Origin of the sequence: Streptomyces sp. NPDC088194 (assembly GCF_040702025.1) — a bacterium.
Lineage (GTDB): Bacteria > Actinomycetota > Actinomycetes > Streptomycetales > Streptomycetaceae > Actinacidiphila.
This window is the reverse complement of sequence record NZ_JBFBIV010000030.1, coordinates 18,914-37,320: the sequence shown is the minus strand read 5'-3', so window position 1 is coordinate 37,320 and position 18,407 is coordinate 18,914. Positions and strand designations below refer to the sequence as shown.

Below are 18,407 nucleotides of genomic sequence, written 5' to 3'. Positions count from 1 at the left end.
TTCTAGATTAGCGCGACCGGTTACGCTCCGGCCCAATCGCAGCGAGAAGGGAGCCGGAGTGACCTCTCAGTCCGGGCCACTGCGGATCGCGCTGCTGAGCTACAAGGGCAATCCGTTCTGCGGCGGCCAGGGTGTGTACGTCCGGCACCTGTCCCGCGAACTGGCCGCGCTCGGCCACCGCGTCGAGGTGATCGGCGCGCAGCCCTATCCCGTACTGGACGCGCTCGGCGAGGGCGTCACCCTCACCGAGCTGCCCAGCCTGGACCTGTACCGGCAGCCCGATCCGTTCCGCACCCCGCGCCTGGCGGAGTACCGCGACTGGGTCGACGCGCTGGAGGTCGGCACGATGTGGACCGGCGGATTCCCGGAGCCGCTGACGTTCAGCCTGCGGGCACGGCGCCATCTCGCCGCCCGCCGGGCCGACTTCGACGTGGTGCACGACAACCAGACGCTCGGGTACGGCCTGCTCGGCCTCGGCCTGCCGCTGGTCACCACCATCCACCACCCCATCACCGTCGACCGCCGCCTGGAGTTGGCGGCCGCGGCCGACCGCCGCAAGCGGCTGTCGGTACGCCGCTGGTACGGCTTCACCCGCATGCAGAAGCGGGTGGCCCGGCGGCTGCCGTCCGTGCTGACCGTCTCCGGCTCCTCGCGCCAGGAGATCGTCGCCGACCTCGGGGTGCGGCCCGACCGGGTGCACACCGTGCCGATCGGCGCGGACGCCCGGCTGTTCGCCCCCGACCCGTCGGTGCCCGAGGTGCCCGGGCGGATCGTCACCACCTCCAGCGCGGACGTGCCGCTCAAGGGCCTGGTCTTCCTCGTCGAGGCGCTGGCGAAGGTCCGCACCCAGCGGCCCGAGGCGCATCTCGTGGTGGTCGGCAAACGGCCCGAACGGGGGCCGGTGGTCCGCGCGATCGCCGACTTCGGGCTCGCCGACGCGGTCGAGTTCGTGAAGGGGATCAGCGACGCCGAGCTGGTCGACCTGATCCGCGGCGCCGAGGTCGCCTGCGTGCCGTCGCTGTACGAGGGCTTCTCGCTGCCGGCCGCCGAAGCGATGGCCACGGGCACGCCGCTGGTGGCCACCACCGGCGGCGCGATACCGGAGGTGGCCGGACCGGACAACGAGACCTGCCTCGCGGTGCCGCCCGGCGACCCGGGCGCGCTCGCCGTCGCGCTCGAACGGCTGCTGGGCGACGCGGAGTTGCGGGCGCGGCTCGGCGCGGCGGGGCGGGCGCGGGTGCTCGCCCGGTTCACCTGGACGCGGGCGGCCGAGGCCACCGCCGAGCTGTACCGCGCGGCGATCGCGGCGCATCCCGGGCCGGTACGGGTACGCGCGCCGGGTACGGCCGGCGCCGGTACGGGCCTGACGGCCGCGGGTGCCGGCGGACACGGCGGTGGCGCGGGCACCGGACACCCCGACGCCCCCGAAGAACCTGAAGCCGTCACACCTGCCGGACCCGCCGGAGCCGACCAGGCACCGGGGGACGGCCACCCCAAGACCGCACATCCGGGAAACCCCGTGGGGAGCAATCGCTGATGCTGACCGTCGACTTCACCCGTTTCCCGCTCGCCGCGGGCGACCGCGTCCTCGACCTCGGGTGCGGGGCCGGGCGGCACGCCTTCGAGTGCTACCGGCGCGGCGCGCAGGTCGTCGCGCTGGACCGCAACGGCGAGGAGATCCGCGAGGTCGCCAAGTGGTTCGCGGCGATGCGGGAGGCCGGGGAGGCCCCGGCGGGCGCGTCGGCGCTGGCGATGGAGGGCGACGCGCTCCAACTCCCGTTCCCCGACGAGAGCTTCGACGTCGTGATCATCTCCGAGGTGATGGAGCACATCCCCGACGACAAGGGCGTGCTCGCCGAGATGGTCCGGGTGCTGCGGCCCGGCGGCCGGATCGCCGTCACGGTGCCGCGCTACGGCCCGGAGAAGATCTGCTGGGCGCTGTCCGACGCCTACCACGAGGTCGAGGGCGGCCACATCCGCATCTACAAGGGCGACCAACTCCTCGACCGGATGCGGGAGGCGGGCCTGAAACCGTACGGCACCCATCACGCGCACGGGCTGCACGCGCCGTACTGGTGGATCAAGTGCGCGGTCGGCGTGGACAACGACCAGGCGTTGCCGGTGAAGCTGTACCACAAGCTGCTGGTGTGGGACATCATGAAGAAGCCGCTGGCCACCCGGCTCGCGGACCAGGTGCTCAACCCGGTGGTCGGCAAGAGTTTCGTGGCCTACGCGACGAAGCCGCGGCTGCCCGAGCAGGCGGTGCGCCCGGCGCGGTCGGGCGCGGCCGGTGCGTCAGACGCGTCCGCTGGGTCCGGCGAGTCCGGGGAGTCCGGTGGGTCCGGTGGGTCCGGTGGGTCCGCCGAACTCGCGGGCGAGGCGGTCGGGTTCGCCGCGGACCGCGCCAAGTGACCTCGCCCAGCCTCGGGGGGCAGGGCCGCCGCACCGACCGCCTGGTGCTGCCCGGGGTCCTCACCGCCGAGCAGGCCGAGCAGACCGTCGCCGCCATGGCCGCGGCGCAGCGTGCGGACGGGGCGATCCCGTGGTTCCGCGGCCACCACCTCGACCCGTGGGACCACACCGAGGTGGCGATGGCCCTGGACGCGGCCGGCGAACACGACCGCGCGGAGGCCGCTTACGACTGGCTGGCCCGGCACCAGAACCCCGACGGCTCCTGGTACGCCGCCTACCACGACGGCAGCGCCGACCACCCCACCGACCTCGGCCGCGAGTCCAACTTCTGCGCCTACGTGGCCGTCGGCGCCTGGCACCACTACCTCGCCACCGGCGACGACGCGTTCATCGACCGGATCTGGCCGACCGTGCACGCGGCCGTCGAGTACGTCCTCGCGCTCCAGCGGCCCGGCGGCCAGATCGGCTGGAAGCGCGACCCCGACGGCACCGCCGTGAACGACGCGCTGCTCACCGGGAGTTCCTCGATCCACCAGGCGCTGCGCTGCGCCCTGGCCATCGCCGAGCACCGCGAAGAGCCGCAGCCGGACTGGGAGTTGTCGGCCGGCACGCTCGGCCACGCGGTGCGCCGGCACCCCGAGCGGTTCCTCGACAAGTCCCGCTACTCCATGGACTGGTACTACCCGGTCCTCACCGGCACCCTGCGCGGGCCCGCGGCCCTCGACCGTATCGACGCCGGCTGGTCCCGGTTCGTGGTGCCCGGGCTCGGTGTCCGCTGCGTCGACCCCAACCCGTGGGTCACCGGTGGCGAGTCCGCCGAACTGGCCCTCGCGCTCTGGGCGATCGGCCAGTCCGACCGTGCGATCGGGGTCCTCGCGGACATCCAGCACCTGCGCGCCGACGACGGCCTCTACTGGACCGGCTACGTCTTCGCCGACCGCGCGGTCTGGCCCGCCGAACGCACCACCTGGACCGCCGCGGCCCTCCTCCTCGCCGTCGCCGCGCTCTGCGGCGACACCGCGACCGCTGCCGTGTTCTCCACCGACGACCTCCCGACCACCCTCCCGTCCCCCTGCTGCTGAACCCCTCCGGGCGGCCACGCCCTAGGCTGGGCGGATGAGTGAAGCGAGCGGTGGGCGGGGGGAGCGGGGGGAGCAGCCCGTACGCGTGCTTCTCGCCGAGGACCAGGGGATGATGCGGGGGGCGCTGGCGCTGCTGCTGAACCTGGAGGACGACATCGAGGTCGTCGCGCAGGTGGAGGCGGGGGACCGGATCGTGGCCGAGGCGCTGGACGCGCGGCCGGACATCGCGCTGCTGGACATCGAGTTGCCCGGGCGCAGCGGGCTGGACGCGGCCGCGGAGTTGCGGGAGAAGCTGCCGTCGTGCCGGGTGCTGATCCTCACGACGTTCGGCCGCCCCGGTTACCTGCGGCGGGCGATGGAGGCGGGTGCGGCCGGGTTCCTCGTGAAGGACGGGCCGGTCGAGCAGCTCGCCGACGCGATCCGCAAGGTGCTGCGCGGGGAGCGGGTGATCGACCCCGCGCTGGCGGCGGCCGCGCTCAGCGCGGGGCCCAGCCCGCTGACCCCCCGCGAGCAGGACGTGCTCAACGCCGCGGCTGACGGTGCGACCGTCGCGGACATCGCCCAGCGCGTCTTCCTCTCCGAGTCCACCGTGCGGAATTACCTCTCCGCGGCCATCGGCAAGACGGGGACCCGCAACCGCATCGAAGCGGTGCGCTGCGCTCGGCAGAACGGTTGGCTCTAGCTAGCCCCTCCCCGGGCGGCGCCCCTCGCCCTCCCCGGAGCGGGGGCCCTTCGCGGGCGGCGGTTCCTTCCAGGGGCGCGGGGAACTGCGCGGCCAGCCGTATCGGTGGCGCGCTGGGCCCGCCGGCCCTGCCCCCGCGGCGGGTTTGCCGGACCACCGGCCGGTGGCCGGTTGCGCGCGCAGTTCCCCGCGCCCCTGGGGGTGATCGTCTTCCGTGGGGGTGCCCGCGTCGGCGGGGGTGGGCATCGCACCCACAGCGGTGGTGTGCTGGGCCCGCCGGCCCTGCCCCCGCGGCGGGTTTGCCGGACCACCGGCTGGTGGCCGGTTGCGCGCGCAGTTCCCCGCGCCCCTGGGGTGATCGTCTTCCGTGAGGGTGCCCGCGTCGGCGGGGGTGGGCATCGCACCCACAGCGGTGGTGCGCTGGGCCCGCCGGCCCTGCCCCCGCGGCGGGTTTGCCGGACCACCGGCTGGTGGTGGGTTGCGCGCGCAGTTCCCCGCGCCCCTGGGGGTGATCGTCTTCCGTGAAGGTGCCCGCGCTGGCGGGGGTGGGTGCCCCTGGGGGCGCGGGGAACTGCGCGGCCAGCCGTATCGGTGGTGTGCTGGGCCCGCTGGCCCTGCCCCTGCGGCGGGTTTGCCGGACCACCGGCCGGTGGTGGGTTGCGCGCGCAGTTCCCCGCGCCCCTGATGGTGAACGTGTTCCGTGGGGGTGACCGCGTCGGCGGGGGTGGGGAACGTGTTCCGTGGGGGTGACCGCGTCCGCGGGGGTGGGGGAACGTGGGCCGTGGGGGCACCCCGGGGCGGCTGGGCACTCCGCAGGAGCTACGCCGGTTTGGGGGTCGGGTTGGGGAGGAGGGCGATCAGGGCCGTGCCGACCGCGAGGAACCCCGCGGCGATGAGGAACGCGAGACCGTACCCCGCGGTGAGCGCGTGCGCGGCGTCCGCTCCGTGCTCGCCGCGGGTGGACGCGCGGTCGGCGGCGGCCGTCGCGAGGATGGTGAGCCCGAGCGCGCCGCCGAGTTGCCGCGAGGTGTTGAGCAGGCCGGAGACGATGCCCTGTTCGCTCATGGCGACCCCGGAGGTGGCCGCCGCGGCGATCGGCGTCATCAGCAGCCCCGCCCCGAACATCGTGACCACGCCCGGCCCGAGGATGGTCCCGGCGAAGCCGCCGTGCACGGTGAGCGTGCTCTGCCAGGCCAGACCGACCGCCGAGAGCGCGCCGCCGGCCGCGCCGACCAGTCGCGCGTCGACCCGTCCCATCAGACGAGGCGCGAGCTTGGAGCCGATGATGATGGCGACGGTGTGCGGGAGGAAGGACACCCCGGCCCGTACCGGGCTGTAGTGCAGCACGTTCTGCATGTAGAGGGAGAGGAAGTACCAGGTCCCGAAGGTCGCCGCGCCGCACCCGAGCAGCACGGTGTTCGCCGCGGACACCGACCGCACCCGGAACAGCCGCAGCGGCATGAGCGGCGCCGCCGTACGCGCCTCGACCAGCGTGAACGCCGCGAGCAGCACGGCGCCGGCGATCAGCGGCAGCAGCGAGCGCGTCGAGGTCCAGCCGTGCGACTCGCTCTGCGCGATGCCGTACGCCAGCCCGGCCACGCCCGCGGTGACCAGGACCGCGCCCGGGATGTCGAGCCGGCGGGCCCGGTCGGCGCGGCTCTCGGTCAGGCACAGCGCGGCGCCCACCAGCACCAGCGCACCCACCGGCACGTTGACCAGCAGCACCCAGCGCCAGGACAGGTAGTCGGTGAGCAGCCCGCCGACCAGGCCGCCGGCCGCCCCGCCGCCGGCGCCGACCGCCGTCCACGTGCCGATCGCCCGGGTGCGCTCGGAACCCTCGGGGAAGGACGTGGTGAGGATGGACAGCGTGGTCGGGGCGAGCACCGCCGCGCCGAGGCCCTGCACCGCGCGGGCGCTGATCAGCATCCAGCTGTCCTGCGCGAGGCCGCCGGCCAGGCTCGCCGCGGTGAACAGGCCCAGCCCGACCAGGAAGGTGCGCTTGCGGCCGAAGAGGTCGGCGGCCCGGCCGCCCAGCAGCAGGAAACCGGCGAAGGTCAGGGCGTACGCGTTCACCACCCACTGCTGGCCGCTGTCGCTGAGGCGCAGCGCCGTACGCATCGACGGCAGGGCCACGTTGACCACCGAGACGTCGAGCACGACCAGGAACTGGCCCGCGCAGACCGCCGCGAGCACCGCCCATGCGGGAGGCGCGGTACGGCGGGTGCGGGAGGCGGGCGCGCGCCGCCCCAGGAGTTCGCTCATACGACCATCCTCTCGGTTGACCCGCCGCCGGGCATCGGGATTTCGACCTACCCGGGACCTACGCCCCCGGTCGGCCCCGAGGCGGACCTCCGCCGTCGCCGTCGCCTCCGGCATCCGCCCGCCGTCGCCCCCAACACCCCACCCCCCAAAGGCCGCCGCGGGAATTCCCGCCCCGGAAATCCGCCCGGTCGCGATAATCACCACTCCGCGATAATCCGGAAGGCACAAGATCCGATCGGAGCCATCACCCCGCGCGGCTCTATCGCACCCCGCTGATATCCGGAGCTGCTTCACCGAAAACGTCGCCCGAACGAGCGACTTCCGGGCCGGAGTGGCAGTCACCGGAGGCCGGCGGACCATCATGTACGCTGGCCCACGCCGAAGTTAAGGTGCGCCCGGCGCGGGGTCGACCACGGATCAGCAATGGCATGGATCGTCCGGGAACCCTCATGCGAATACGGGCTTCGACGGGTGGGCGTCGTCACCGATTTCCCGCTCCGACCACTGATATCGCCCCCGAAAACCCGCGGGCGGTACGCAGATCGCCTCGGCCGGTCGCGGTGTCGGTGGATTACCGGCCCGCTTACCGGTCCGCACCGCGCATTCCGCTTCCCTGGCTCCTCGCCGTGCCTCCAACCGATCACGAGGACCGATAGATGTCAGATCGTTCACCCGCCGGCCGGCCGGCCGGCACGCGCTCGCTCCCCGGAACCCCGGCCCTCGCCCTCGGGGCGGTGGTGGTCTGCGGGCTGGCCTGTGCCGGACTCGCCCTGGGCGGCCCGCGGGACGCGCGGACCTGGGTGCAGGCGGTCGCGATCGGCTACGGCGTGCTGCTGGTGGCGGCCGTCACGTGGGCCGGGAGCATGACGCACCGCGGCCGGGCCGCGGCCGCCCGGCTCGCCGACGCCGACAGCAGGACCGCCGAACTGCGCCGCCGGATCGCCCAGTCGGACGCGTACATCGACGGGCACCAGCGGCGGGTGGCGCAGATGGCCGCCGAGGCGGACGCGGTGGGCGCCGAACTGATCGCGGCACGGGCGGAGTCGGAGCGGCTGCGGAGCCGCCTGGAGGAACTGGGCGCCGACGCGGCCGTGTTGGTGGAGCAGGCGATCCCGGAGATGGTCGGCCGGCTCGGCGCGGGCGCCTCCGCGGGCACCGCGCTGGCCGGCGCGCCCGCACTCGCCGACCCGCGGCACCGCCGGGTCCTGGAGGTCTTCACCGGCGAACTCGCCAACGGCTCACGGCTGCGCGCGGCCACCCTCGCGGCGTGCGCCAACGCCGCGAGCCGGGTCCAGGCGCTGACCACGACGATGATGGCCGACCTGCGCGAGATGGAGAACCGTTACGACCAGGAGGTTCTCGGTGATCTGCTCAAGCTGGACCACGCCACCGCCCAGACCGGACGGCTGGCCGACAGCATCGCGGTGCTCACCGGCGGCCGGTCCGGGCGGCGCTGGACGAAGCCGATCGTGATGGAGAGCATCCTGCGCGGCGCGATCGGCCGGATCAGCGCCTACCAGCGGGTCCGGCTGCACTCGACGAGCAAGGCCGCGGTCGTCGGCCACGCGGCCGAGGGCGTCATGCACGCGCTCGCCGAACTCGTCGACAACGCCACCCGGTTCTCGCCCCCGACCGAGACCGTGCACATCTACGTCGAGGAACTGACCACCGGCGTCGTGATCACCGTCGAGGACGCGGGCCTGGTGATGAGCCCGCCGGCGCTGCGCCGCGCGCAGCACGCCGTCTCGCACGACCCGCTGCGGCTCGGCACCCTGTCCGGCACCCGGCTCGGCCTCGCGGTGGTCGGCGGTGTGGCCGGGAAGTACGGGCTGACCGTCAACTTCCGGCCCTCCTCGCGGGGCGGCACCGGCGTGCTGCTGCTCATCCCGCAGCACCTGATCACGCGGCCGCGGGAGGACCCGGAGGGGTCCGCGGCGTCCCGGCAGTCGGGCGAGCCGCGGACGGGCGCGCCCGCCGGGAGCGGTCCTGCCGCGTCCGGCGAACCCGTGATCGGGCCCGGCGGGCTGCCGATGCGGCAGGCAGGGCAGGCCGCCCGGGGCACACGGACCGTGCCCGCGCCGGCCGCGCCCGCCGAGGGGAGCGCCTGGTCCGCCCCGCCGCCCGGCGCCACGGCAACCGGTTCCACGGCCAGGCCCGCACCCACGGTCTCGCCCGCATACGATCCCGCGCCCGCGCCCACGCCCACGCCCACGCCCACGCCCGCGTACGATCCCGCGCCCGCGTACGAGTCGAGGCCCGCGTCGGCCCCCGAGCCCGAGTCCGCGCCCGACCCCGCCCCCGACGCCCCGCCCCCCGCCGACGGCACCGGCGACGACCTGTTCGTCCTGCCCAAGCGGGTCCGCGGCCGTACCCTCGCCGACGCCGACCACCCCATGCCCGCGCAGGCGCCGTCGGCCGAACCCCGGCCCGCCACCGGCGACATGGGCGCCCGCTTCGGCGCGTTCGTCGCTGCGGGCAAGCGCCAGCGCGAGCAGGCCGCCCGTGGCCGCGCCGCCGCGCCCGAGGACGTACGGCCGCAGGCGCCGCGACCCGGCTCGCGTGACGCGCGGCGGGACACGCCGCAGGACGACGCCCCTTCGCCGTAAAGACGTGGCAGCCACGCCCGAACCCCCGTCAGGACGACAGATTGGAGGAAGGGGCCCGCGACCCGGAGCAGTGCCGGGCGGCCCCCACCGCGATGCAGACCACCGATCGCAACCTGGACTGGTTGCTGGACAGCCTCCTGGAGCGCACCCCCGGTAGCCGGTACGCCCTCGTGCTCTCCCGGGACGGCCTCAAGATGAGCCGCTCCGCGAGCCTGACCGTCGACCAGGCCGACCAGCTCGCCGCCATCGCGTCGGGCATCCAGAGCCTGTCGCACGGCGCGTCCGTGGAGTTCGGGGACGGCAGTGGCGGCGTGCGCCAGTCGATGACCGAGTTCCACGGCGGACTGCTGGTGATCGTGGAGGCCGGCGAGGGCGCACACCTCGCCGTGGTGGCCGCGCAGGACGCCGACGCCGGGATGATCGGCCACAACACCAGCGAGCTGGTGGAGCAGTTGGGCGACTACCTGACCGCGCCGCCGCGAAGGCCCGGTGAGGACTCCGTATGACGCGCGGGTCCGTCGCAGGCGAGAACCCGGACCGGCTCTACACCGTCACCGGGGGCCGCAGCCGTGCCGACGACGCGCGGCTGGACCTGGTCGCCCTCATCGTCAGCGAGTCGCAGCCGTCGGCCGGCATGCAGTCCGAGCACGTCGCCATCCTGCGGATCTGCCGCACGCCGACGGCGGTCGTGGAGCTCTCGGCCGACCTGCGGCTGCCGGTGAGCGTGGTGCGCATCCTGCTGGCCGACCTCCTCGACGCCGGCAAGGTCACCGCCCGCCACCCCCGCACGTCGGCGGGTGCCAAGCTGCCCGACTCCGCACTCCTGAAGGAGGTGCTCGTTGGACTCCGCAGGCTCTGAACCGTTCGCGCGTGCGCCGCTGGCCGACACCGCGGACGACGGACTGAAGATCGTCATCGTGGGCGGGTTCGGCGTCGGGAAGACCACCATGGTCCGCTCGGTCAGCGAGATCCGCCCGCTGAACACCGAGGAGACGATGACCCAGGCCGGCGTCGGCATCGACGAGACCACCGGTGTGGACGGCAAGGTCACCACCACGGTCGCGTTCGACTTCGGCCGGATCAGCCTCAACGAGCGGATGGTGCTGTACCTGTTCGGCGCCCCCGGCCAGGAGCGGTTCTGGTTCCTGTGGGACCGGCTCTTCTCCGGCACGCTCGGCGCCGTGGTGCTGGTGGACCCGCGCCGGGTCGCCGACTCCTGGTACGCCATCGACCGGTTGGAGCACCACGGCCTGCCGTTCGTGGTGGCCCGCAACAACTTCGGGCCGCCGCTGCACACCCTGGACCAGATACGGGACGCCCTCACCCTCGACGACGCCGTCCCGCTGATCGACTGCGACGCGCGCGACCGGGAGTCCGGCAAGACCGTCCTGATCACGCTCGTCGACCACCTCTACGCCCTGTCCCGTGCCCAGGAGATGGCCCTGTGACCGACCACGCCCCTGCGGGTCCCGTGCTGTCCGCACCGCCCGCGCACTGCCCGGCCCGACCCGGCGCGGTGGCGCTGGGCGGCCTGGAGTTCCAGCAGACCCCGGCCCAGCTCTACCTGCAACTGCGCCGCGCGCACGGCCCGGTGGCGCCCGTGCTGCTCGACGGCGGCGTGCCCGCCTGGCTGGTGCTCGGCTACCGCGAACTGCACTACGTCACCACCAACGACGAGCTGTTCGCCCGCGACTCGCGCCGCTGGAACCAGTGGGAGGCCATCCCGGCGGACTGGCCGCTGCTGCCCTACGTGGGCTACCAGCCGTCCGTGCTCTTCGCCGAGGGCGCCGAGCACCGGCGGCGGTCCGGGGTGATCAGCGACGCGCTCGCCGAGGTGGACCAGTTCGAGCTGAAACGCCACTGCGAGGAGGTCGCCGACCGGCTGATCAACGTCTTCGCCGGCCGCGGCCGCGCGGACCTGATGGCCGACTACGCCCACCGGCTGCCGCTGCTGGCGGCGATCTGGATGTGCGGGCTGCCCGAGTCCCAGACCGCCGACATGGTGCGCGACCTGACCCTGTCGCTGGACGCGGCCGAGGGCGAGGACCCGGTGGCGGCCTACCTGCGGGTCCAGCAGCGGGTCCAGGCCCTGCTGGACAGCAGGCGCGTGGTGCCGGGGCCGGACGTGACCTCCCGGATGCTCGCCCACCCGGCCGGGCTCGCGGACATGGAGATCGTCCAGGACCTGATCTCGGTGATCGCCGCCGCCCAGCAGCCGACCGCGAACTGGATCGGCAACACCCTGCGGCTGATGCTCACCGACGACCGGTTCGCCGTCACCCTGTCCGGCGGCCGCGGCAGCGCCGGCCAGGCGCTCAACGAGGTGCTGTGGGAGGACACCCCGACGCAGAACTTCATCGGCCGGTGGGCCACCCGGGACACGCAGTTGGGCGGCCGGCAGATCCGGCAGGGCGACTGCGTGGTGCTCGGGCTGGCCGCGGCCAACACCGACCCCGAGGTGCGCCCCGACGGGCACGCCGGCACCGGCGGCAACAGCGCGCACGTCTCCTTCAGCCACGGCGAGCACCGCTGCCCTTACCCGGCACCGGAGTTGGCCGAGGCGATCGCCGGCACCGCGGTGGAGGTGCTGCTCGACCGGCTGCCCGACGTGGAGTTGTCGGTGCGGCCGGAGGAGCTGGCCTGGCGGCCGTCGATCTGGATGCGCGGCCTGGACGTGCTGCCCGTCCACTTCACCTCGGCGTACGTCGGTTGAGCGGCGCACGCCGGACGAGCCGCTGATGTCGGCTGAGCCGCTGACGTCGCCAGGGCGGCCGGTGCCGGCTGAGCGGCCTATGTCGGACGAGCGGCCTATGCCGGACGAGCCGCCGGTGCCGGCCGGAGGTCACGCCGGGTCGAACTCCACCCGGACCGACGCCGGGCCGCGGGTGAACACGCCCCGCTCGACCGGGACTTCACCCGGCGCGAGCCTGACCCCCGGCATGGCGTCGAGCAACTGGTCCACCCCCACCTCCACTTCCGTCTTCGCCAGCAGCGCGCCGACGCAGAAGTGCCGGCCCAGCGCGAACGCCAGGTGGTCGGCGGCGGCCGAGAACGCGTTGGTGCTGTTCAGGTCGGCCCGGAAGATGTCGAACGTGTCCGGGTCGGCGTACCGCCGCTCGTCGCGGTTGGCCGAGCCGATCAGGCAGGTGACGGTGCTGCCCTTGCGGATGACGCCGCCTGCCACCGGCACGTCCTCGGCGGCCTGCCGCATGATCATGTGCACCGGGGGCGTGTAGCGCAGCGTCTCGGCGAACGCGCGGGGGATCAGGCTGCGGTCCTCCCGCACCGCCGCCAACTGGTCCGGGTGGCGCAGCAGGTTGGCGAAGACGCTCGCGATCGCCTTGTCGGTGGTCTCGCCGCCGGCCGCCAGCAGCAGGCTGCAGAACGCCTTGATGTCCTCGTCGTCCATCGCGGTGCTGTCGACCTCGGCGCGGCACAGCGCGGAGAGCAGGTCGTCGCCGAGGTGCTCCCTGCGGTGCCGGATCACCGGCAGCAGGTAGGCGGCGAACTCCACCCGGGTCCGCTCGCCGGCCGCGGTGACCTCCGGGTCCTGGGCGAGGTTGCCGAGGAAGGCGATCACCGAGGTGTACCAGCCGTGGAACTTGTCGTGGTCGGCCTGGTCCAGGCCGAGCATGTCGGCGATCACGTTCACCGGGAAGCGGGTGGCGTACTGCCCGACCAGTTCGGCCGAGCCCGACCCGCGGAAGCCGTCGATGAGCCGGCGGGAGTTGCGCTCGATCACCGGCAGGAACTTCTCCTGGAGTTCCCGGCCGCGGAAGGCGGGCGCGACCAGCGCGCGGCGCACCGAGTGCTCGCGGCCGCTCATCTGGAGGATGGTCCGCCCGTGCACGGGCTCGATCTGCCACCCGTAGTTGTCGGTGGTGAAGGTGCTGTCCTTGAAGGCGCGTTCGACGTCCTCGTAGCGCGACACGATGTAGCTCTGCATGGCCTCGTGCCAGACGAGCGGCGTCTCCCGCCGCATCACCCGGTAGCTGGCGTAGGGGTCCTCGGCGAACTCCGGCGACAGGATGTCATGGGCCTGACCAGGTGCGGACATGAGACTCCTCGGGCTTGGTGAACCTGCGGAACCTGCCGGAACGTACCCGGCCAGGGTAGGCACGAACTTCCCTCCAGGCCATACGAGTTGACCTGTCACTGCTGGTCACGGCCGGATGCGCGGAGCGGCCGCGGGGCGCCGGAGCGCCTACGCTGGCGGCATGCACAAGGACGTACTCGCCGCCTTCGAGGCCGCCAAGGGCTTCATGCCGCTCGACGAGGGCATGGCCCTGCACGCCGCCGCGAAGGAGGCCGCGGCCGGTCTCGGGCTGCCCCTGCTGGAGGTCGGCACGTACTGCGGCCGCTCCACGCTCCTGCTCGCGGAGGCCGCCGCCGCGGCCGGCACCGTCGTGGTGACCGTCGACCACCACCGCGGCAGCGAGGAGCAGCAGCCGGGCTGGGAGTACCACGACCCGGAGCTGGTGGACCCCGTACTCGGGCGGATGGACACCCTCCCGCACTTCCGCCGCACCCTGTACGCGGCCGGCCTGGAGGACCACGTGATCGCGGTGGTCGGTCGCTCGCCGCAGGTCGCGAAGGTGTGGCGGCAGCCGCTCGGCCTGGTCTTCATCGACGGCGGTCACACCGACGAGCACGCGAACGGCGACTACGAGGGCTGGGCGCCGCTGCTCGCCGAGGGCGGCCTGCTGGTGATCCACGACGTCTTCCCCGATCCGGCCGACGGCGGCCAGGCGCCCTACCGCGTCTACCGGCGGGCGCTGGCCTCCGGGGCGTTCACCGAGGTGTCGGTGACCCGCACGCTGCGGGTGCTGCGGCGGGGGAGCGGGAGCCTCGACGGGCCTGCCGGAGTCGCGGACGGCCGCAAATAGTAACGCAGGGTGCAAGGTGACAGCTCGGACCTATAGAGTCGCGGGCGTGTTCAGCAACGGGTCACACGGGGGCGGTCGTGGCGGCGGAATCGTCGCAGCGGCCGTGGTGGCGGCGGCGGTGCTTCTGAGCGGCTGCGGATCAGCGGCGGGCTCGGGCTCCGGTTCCGGCGGCACGCACAGCACCGGCAGCGCGCGAGCCGCCGACGGGAAGAACGCCGGCGCCGGCACGGCCGCGCCCGGCAGCACAGCCTCCGCTCCCTCCCCGGCGACGCCGTCTGCTGAAACGCTTCCCCTGGCCGGGAGGGTCGTCGTGCTCGACCCCGGGCACAACCCGACCAACTACCAGCACACCAAAGAGATCAACCGGCTGGTGAACATCGGGACGAACCGCAAGGAATGCGACACCACGGGCACCGAGACCAACGCCGGCTACCCGGAGGCGTCCTACACCCTGGACGTCTCCCGGCGGGTGCGGACGATCCTGGCCGCGCGCGGCGCGAAGGTCCTCCTGACCCAGAACGGCGACCGCCCGTACGGACCCTGCGTCGACGAGCGGGCCCGGATCGGCAACGCCGCGCACGCCGACGCCGCGCTGTCCATCCACGCGGACGGCGCGCCCGCCGGCGCGCACGGCTTCCATGTGATCGCGCCCAAGTCGCTGCACGCGGGCACCGCCGACACGCGTGCGATCGCCGCGCCGTCGCTGCGGCTGGCCACCACGCTGCGCGCGCACTTCAAGGCGGCGACCGGGGAGCCCTTCGCCAACTACCTCGGCGGCGGCAAGGGGTTGATGGTGCGCGACGACCTCGGCGGGCTCAACCTCTCCACCGTGCCGAAGGTGTTCATCGAGTGCGGCAACATGCGTGACAAGCAGGACGCCGCGTCGTTGACGAGCCCCGCCTGGCGGCAGCGCGCCGCCCAGGGGATCGCCGACGGCCTCACCGCCTTTCTCGAGGGGTCCCCCGCTGGGCCTGCCGACGGGAAGAGGTGACAGGGCTGTAGCAGTCCGGTATGGATCGTGCACCAAGACCCATACCTGACACCCGGCCAAAGATCACACCCGTACGATGGGGCACCGTTTCCCGCCCCGACGAACCGTTTCCCGCATCTCGCATCGCAAAGGACAGGACCCGACGTGAACATCCGCTCCCTGACCCGAGGAGACGGCCTGGTGATCGGCTCAGCGGCGCTGCTGCTGATCGCCTCCTTCCTGCCGTTCTACAGCTACCCCAGCGGCTACTCCATGGCCGGTGGCGTCTCCCACAGCTCGCAGAACCTGTGGCACTCGGCCACCTTCCCGATCCTGCCGTCGGTGACGCTGGCCGCGGTGATCGCCGCCGCCGCTCTGCTCCTCGCCCGGTCGGGGCAGCTCGCGGGCCGGCAGCTGCTGGGTCTGACCCTGGACCAGTGGACGATCGCGCTGTCGCTGTTCGTCGGCTGGACCGCGGTGTGGTCGACGCTCTTCAACAACCAGGACAGCGTCGACAAGAAGGTCGGCGCCTGGCTGACCCTCATCTTCGGCATCGTGATCGCCGTGGCCGCGGTGCTCAACAGCCGGCTGCCCGCGCTGAAGGCCCCGCTGGCCGGCGCCCCGCGCCAGCCGCAGCCGTACGGCGTCGGCGCCCCGCAGCAGCCCTACGGCATGACCCCGCCGCAGGCCGGCTACGGCTACCCGGGCGGCGCCCAGTCGGTCGACCCGGCCTACAGCGGCGCCCCGGCCCCGCAGCCGCCGTACGGTGGCGGCGCCCCGGCCCCCAACGTGCACTCGCAGCCGACCACCGCCGCCCCGACCCCGTCCGCGGACTTCACCGCGTTCTGGTTCGCGGTGCCGGTGCCGCGGCCGCTGTTCGCCGAGGACGGCAGCGGCGGGCAGATCGCCGAGCTGGCCCCGGGCACCTGGTACCTCGCGGTGGACCAGCGCGGCCAGGCGCTCATCGCGCAGACCCAGGACGGGCGCCGCGGCGTCCTCCAGGACAGCAGCGGCATCCAGCGCGGCTGACCCGCGGGCGTCCACGCGGGCGCCTTACGGTGTCGGGCCGGTTCGCCGGGCGGGCACGGTCTTCAGTACCTGGCACCACACGACGGCCGGCCGTCCCCCTTCGACGAGGGGGACGGCCGGCCGTCGGCGCGTCCAAGGGGCGCCGGAGCGCCGCAGCCCCCGGAGCCGCTGCCGCTGCCGCTGTCAGCTTCCCAGTTGGGACAGCGAGGGCACCTTCTCCTTCACGTCGGCGCCCGCGCTCTTCCCGGCGTCCTTGACCTCGTTGATCACGTCGTTGAAGCTGTTCACCGTCGAGTCCGGGTTCTCGCCCTTGCGCAGCTTGGACGGCAGGTCCTTGAGCGCGGTGATGCCCGCGGTCACCGGCGCCATCAGCCTGTTGAGCGTCGGGTCGCCCTTGGCGTTCACCGAGGCCGCCTTGAGCCGGTTGTAGGCGAAGGTGCCGGCCAGGCCCGCCTTGATCAGCGCGACGGTCCGCCCATGCGCGCCCTTCTTGAACTTGCCGGCCTTGTACGGCTTCACGATCCACTGGTAGGTCGCCCCGGCGGCGAGCCCCGCGTTCGCCACGAAACGGGTCTTCGCGAGCTTCTGCCGCTGCGCGCTCGTCGTCGGGCTCGGGCTGCTGCTCGACGCGTGCGAGGCGGTCGAGGCGGTGTCGCTGCCGCACGCGGGCAGTACCAGAAGGGCGGCGGCCAGGAGCAGGGCGGTCAGCGCCCGGCGCACGGGGAAGCCGGTCGGCACGGGTACCTCCGGAGCGTGGGGGTGTACGGGCGGTGCGCCCGCTCCCGCAGCATCACCCGGCCGCCACGGGGCCGCCAGCGGGGGACACCCGTACGGAGGGCCGCGGCGGGCGCCGGCCGGTCCGTCACCGGCCGAGGGCGCGGACCGTCACCGGCCGTGTGCCACCGGCCGTCGAGACCTCCGCCCGGGCAGACCTCTACATGCGGAATGTGCAGCTCAGAGAACGTGTGGCGGATTTTCCGCGTCCTACAGTCCGTGACAGTTCGTACAGACGTTCCCGGGCGACGCATGCCCGTATGGCCGCTACCGGTGCTGTGGATGCTGGCGCTGGGGTGGTGGGGGATCTCCCGGCAGGACAGCGTCTGGCGGGACGAGGCGGCGACCTGGCAGGCGGCCCAGCGGTCGCCCGCCGACATCATGCACATGCTGGGCAACATCGACGCCGTGCACGGCCTGTACTACCTGCTGATGCACGCGTGCTTCGTATGCTTCGGGGCGAGCACCACCACCCTGCGGCTGCCGTCGGTGCTGGCCATGGCGGTGGCGGCCGGCTGCGTGGCCGTCGTCGGGCACCGGCTGGCCGGCGTCTGGGCGGGCCGGGGTGCGGGGATGGTGTTCGGGCTGCTCCCGGCCGTGCAGTTCTACCTCCAGGAGGGCCGCCCGTACGCGATGGTCACGGCCGGCGCCGGGATCTCGACGCTCCTGCTGGTGACCCTCCTGCAGGAGCCCCCCGGGGCGGCGCGCCGGCGGCGCTGGGCGGCCTACGGTGCCGCGGTCCTGGCCTGCGGGCTGCTGAACTGGCTGTCGCTGCTGATCCTGCCCGCGCACCTGGCGACCCTGGCGTGGACGCGGGCCGGACGCGAGGTGTGGACACGCTGGCTGACGGCGGCCGTGGCCGCGACGGCGGGGGTGCTGCCGCTGATCCTCTTCAGCCGCCGCCAGGCCCAACAGGTGGCGTGGATACCGCCGTTGAGTTGGCAGATGCTGATCGGCCCGGTGGTGCTGATGGCGATCGGCGCCGTCGGGGCCGCTGTCGACCGGCCGCGGGCGGGCCGGCTGTCGGCGGCGGCGGTCGGGCTCCCGCTGCTCGCGGTGCCCCAACTCGGCCTGGTCGGCGTGTCCGTGGCCCATCCGCTGTACCTCGACCGGTATGTCGTCTTCAGCCTGCTCGGCCTGGCGCTGCTGGTCGGCGCGGGACTGGCCGCGGCGGTGCGCGCGGCCACTCCGCGCTTCCCGACGGCGGCGCCGCGGCTGGTCCCGGTCGCGCTCGCCCTGGCCACGCTGGCACTGCTCCCGCAGTCGCTGGCCGAACGCTCCCCGGCCAGCCGGGTGGACGACGTCGTGTCGGCCGCGGCGGACGTGGCACGGATGAAGTCGCCCGGGGACGGGGTGGTCTTCGTGCCCACCTGGCGGCGCGACTCGGCGTACGTCTGCCCCGGCGACTTCACCGGTCTGCGGGACGTCGCCCTGGAAGAAGGCCCCACGCGGTCCGGGACGTTGGAGGGCCGGGAGGCCACCCCCGCGCGGATCAGGGCCGCGATGCTGGCCCGGCCGCGCATCCTGCTGGTGACGGACGCGGCGCAGGCCGCGGGGCAGGCCCCCGGTGCACGGGACCGGGTGAAACTCGCCGTGCTCCGGGAGTACTTCACCCCGGTCGCGGACGTACGGGTCCGCGGCCGCCGGGTGACGGTCTACGAGCGGCGCGGACCGGTACGGGTCGACGGCGGGCGGACCTGATCC

16 protein-coding genes are annotated in these 18,407 nt (G+C 73.9%); 13 read left to right on the top strand and 3 right to left on the bottom strand.

The window, feature by feature from the left end:
• Positions 1–58: 58 nt before the first annotated feature.
• The 4 genes from AB0399_RS18545 to AB0399_RS18530 are packed head-to-tail and all read left to right on the top strand — an operon-like array spanning position 59 to position 4,176.
• Entirely contained in the window at positions 59–1,537 is a 1,479-nt protein-coding gene (locus tag AB0399_RS18545; RefSeq protein WP_366412032.1) for a glycosyltransferase family 4 protein, read from the top strand.
• A complete protein-coding gene (locus tag AB0399_RS18540) occupies positions 1,537–2,412 on the top strand; it encodes a class I SAM-dependent methyltransferase (protein WP_366412031.1) in 876 nt (291 codons plus the stop codon). The genes AB0399_RS18545 and AB0399_RS18540 overlap by 1 nt, the downstream gene beginning before the upstream one ends.
• Complete coding sequence (locus tag AB0399_RS18535; RefSeq protein WP_366412030.1) at positions 2,409–3,494, top strand: prenyltransferase; 1,086 nt, start codon at positions 2,409–2,411, stop codon at positions 3,492–3,494. The genes AB0399_RS18540 and AB0399_RS18535 overlap by 4 nt, the downstream gene beginning before the upstream one ends.
• Positions 3,495–3,528: 34 nt before the next feature.
• Entirely contained in the window at positions 3,529–4,176 is a 648-nt protein-coding gene (locus AB0399_RS18530) for a response regulator transcription factor (RefSeq protein WP_329369847.1), read from the top strand.
• 819 nt (positions 4,177–4,995) lie between these two features.
• Here AB0399_RS18530 and AB0399_RS18525 read toward each other — a convergent pair.
• The gene (locus AB0399_RS18525) at positions 4,996–6,438 is read right to left on the bottom strand and encodes an MFS transporter (protein ID WP_366412029.1); all 1,443 of its coding nucleotides are present in this window, start codon (positions 6,436–6,438) and stop codon (positions 4,996–4,998) included.
• Between the two features lie 656 nt (positions 6,439–7,094).
• Here AB0399_RS18525 and AB0399_RS18520 point away from each other — a divergent pair.
• The 5 genes from AB0399_RS18520 to AB0399_RS18500 all read left to right on the top strand — a co-directional run bounded on the left by AB0399_RS18520 (position 7,095) and on the right by AB0399_RS18500 (position 11,757).
• Positions 7,095–9,044, top strand: a complete 1,950-nt coding sequence (locus AB0399_RS18520; protein WP_366412028.1) for an ATP-binding protein — start codon at positions 7,095–7,097, stop codon at positions 9,042–9,044.
• Positions 9,045–9,136: 92 nt separating this feature from the next.
• On the top strand, positions 9,137–9,550 hold the full coding sequence (locus AB0399_RS18515) for a roadblock/LC7 domain-containing protein (protein WP_328463557.1): 414 nt from the start codon (positions 9,137–9,139) through the stop codon (positions 9,548–9,550).
• Positions 9,547–9,903, top strand: a complete 357-nt coding sequence (locus AB0399_RS18510; protein WP_328463555.1) for a DUF742 domain-containing protein — start codon at positions 9,547–9,549, stop codon at positions 9,901–9,903. The genes AB0399_RS18515 and AB0399_RS18510 overlap by 4 nt, the downstream gene beginning before the upstream one ends.
• A complete protein-coding gene (locus AB0399_RS18505) occupies positions 9,884–10,492 on the top strand; it encodes an ATP/GTP-binding protein (protein ID WP_328463554.1) in 609 nt (202 codons plus the stop codon). Before AB0399_RS18510 ends, AB0399_RS18505 begins: the two co-directional genes overlap by 20 nt.
• Complete coding sequence (locus tag AB0399_RS18500) at positions 10,489–11,757, top strand: cytochrome P450 (RefSeq protein WP_366412027.1); 1,269 nt, start codon at positions 10,489–10,491, stop codon at positions 11,755–11,757. The genes AB0399_RS18505 and AB0399_RS18500 overlap by 4 nt, the downstream gene beginning before the upstream one ends.
• A 129-nt stretch (positions 11,758–11,886) precedes the next feature.
• Here AB0399_RS18500 and AB0399_RS18495 read toward each other — a convergent pair whose 3' ends face one another.
• Complete coding sequence (locus AB0399_RS18495) at positions 11,887–13,101, bottom strand: cytochrome P450 (protein WP_366412026.1); 1,215 nt, start codon at positions 13,099–13,101, stop codon at positions 11,887–11,889.
• 160 nt (positions 13,102–13,261) lie between these two features.
• Here AB0399_RS18495 and AB0399_RS18490 point away from each other — a divergent pair, with 160 nt between their 5' ends.
• The 3 genes from AB0399_RS18490 (at position 13,262) to AB0399_RS18480 (ending at position 15,929) form a co-directional block, all read left to right on the top strand.
• The gene (locus tag AB0399_RS18490; protein ID WP_328463551.1) at positions 13,262–13,930 is read left to right on the top strand and encodes a class I SAM-dependent methyltransferase; all 669 of its coding nucleotides are present in this window, start codon (positions 13,262–13,264) and stop codon (positions 13,928–13,930) included.
• A gap of 46 nt (positions 13,931–13,976) precedes the next feature.
• Positions 13,977–14,921, top strand: a complete 945-nt coding sequence (locus AB0399_RS18485; RefSeq protein WP_366412025.1) for an N-acetylmuramoyl-L-alanine amidase — start codon at positions 13,977–13,979, stop codon at positions 14,919–14,921.
• Between the two features lie 144 nt (positions 14,922–15,065).
• Complete coding sequence (locus tag AB0399_RS18480) at positions 15,066–15,929, top strand: hypothetical protein (protein ID WP_366412024.1); 864 nt, start codon at positions 15,066–15,068, stop codon at positions 15,927–15,929.
• Positions 15,930–16,112: 183 nt separating this feature from the next.
• On the opposite strand, the gene AB0399_RS18475 is transcribed toward AB0399_RS18480, so the two are convergent.
• On the bottom strand, positions 16,113–16,667 hold the full coding sequence (locus tag AB0399_RS18475; protein WP_329369860.1) for a hypothetical protein: 555 nt from the start codon (positions 16,665–16,667) through the stop codon (positions 16,113–16,115).
• Between the two features lie 288 nt (positions 16,668–16,955).
• Between AB0399_RS18475 and AB0399_RS18470 the strand changes: the two genes are divergently transcribed.
• The gene (locus AB0399_RS18470) at positions 16,956–18,404 is read left to right on the top strand and encodes a hypothetical protein (RefSeq protein ID WP_366412023.1); all 1,449 of its coding nucleotides are present in this window, start codon (positions 16,956–16,958) and stop codon (positions 18,402–18,404) included.
• Positions 18,405–18,407: the final 3 nt, after the last annotated feature.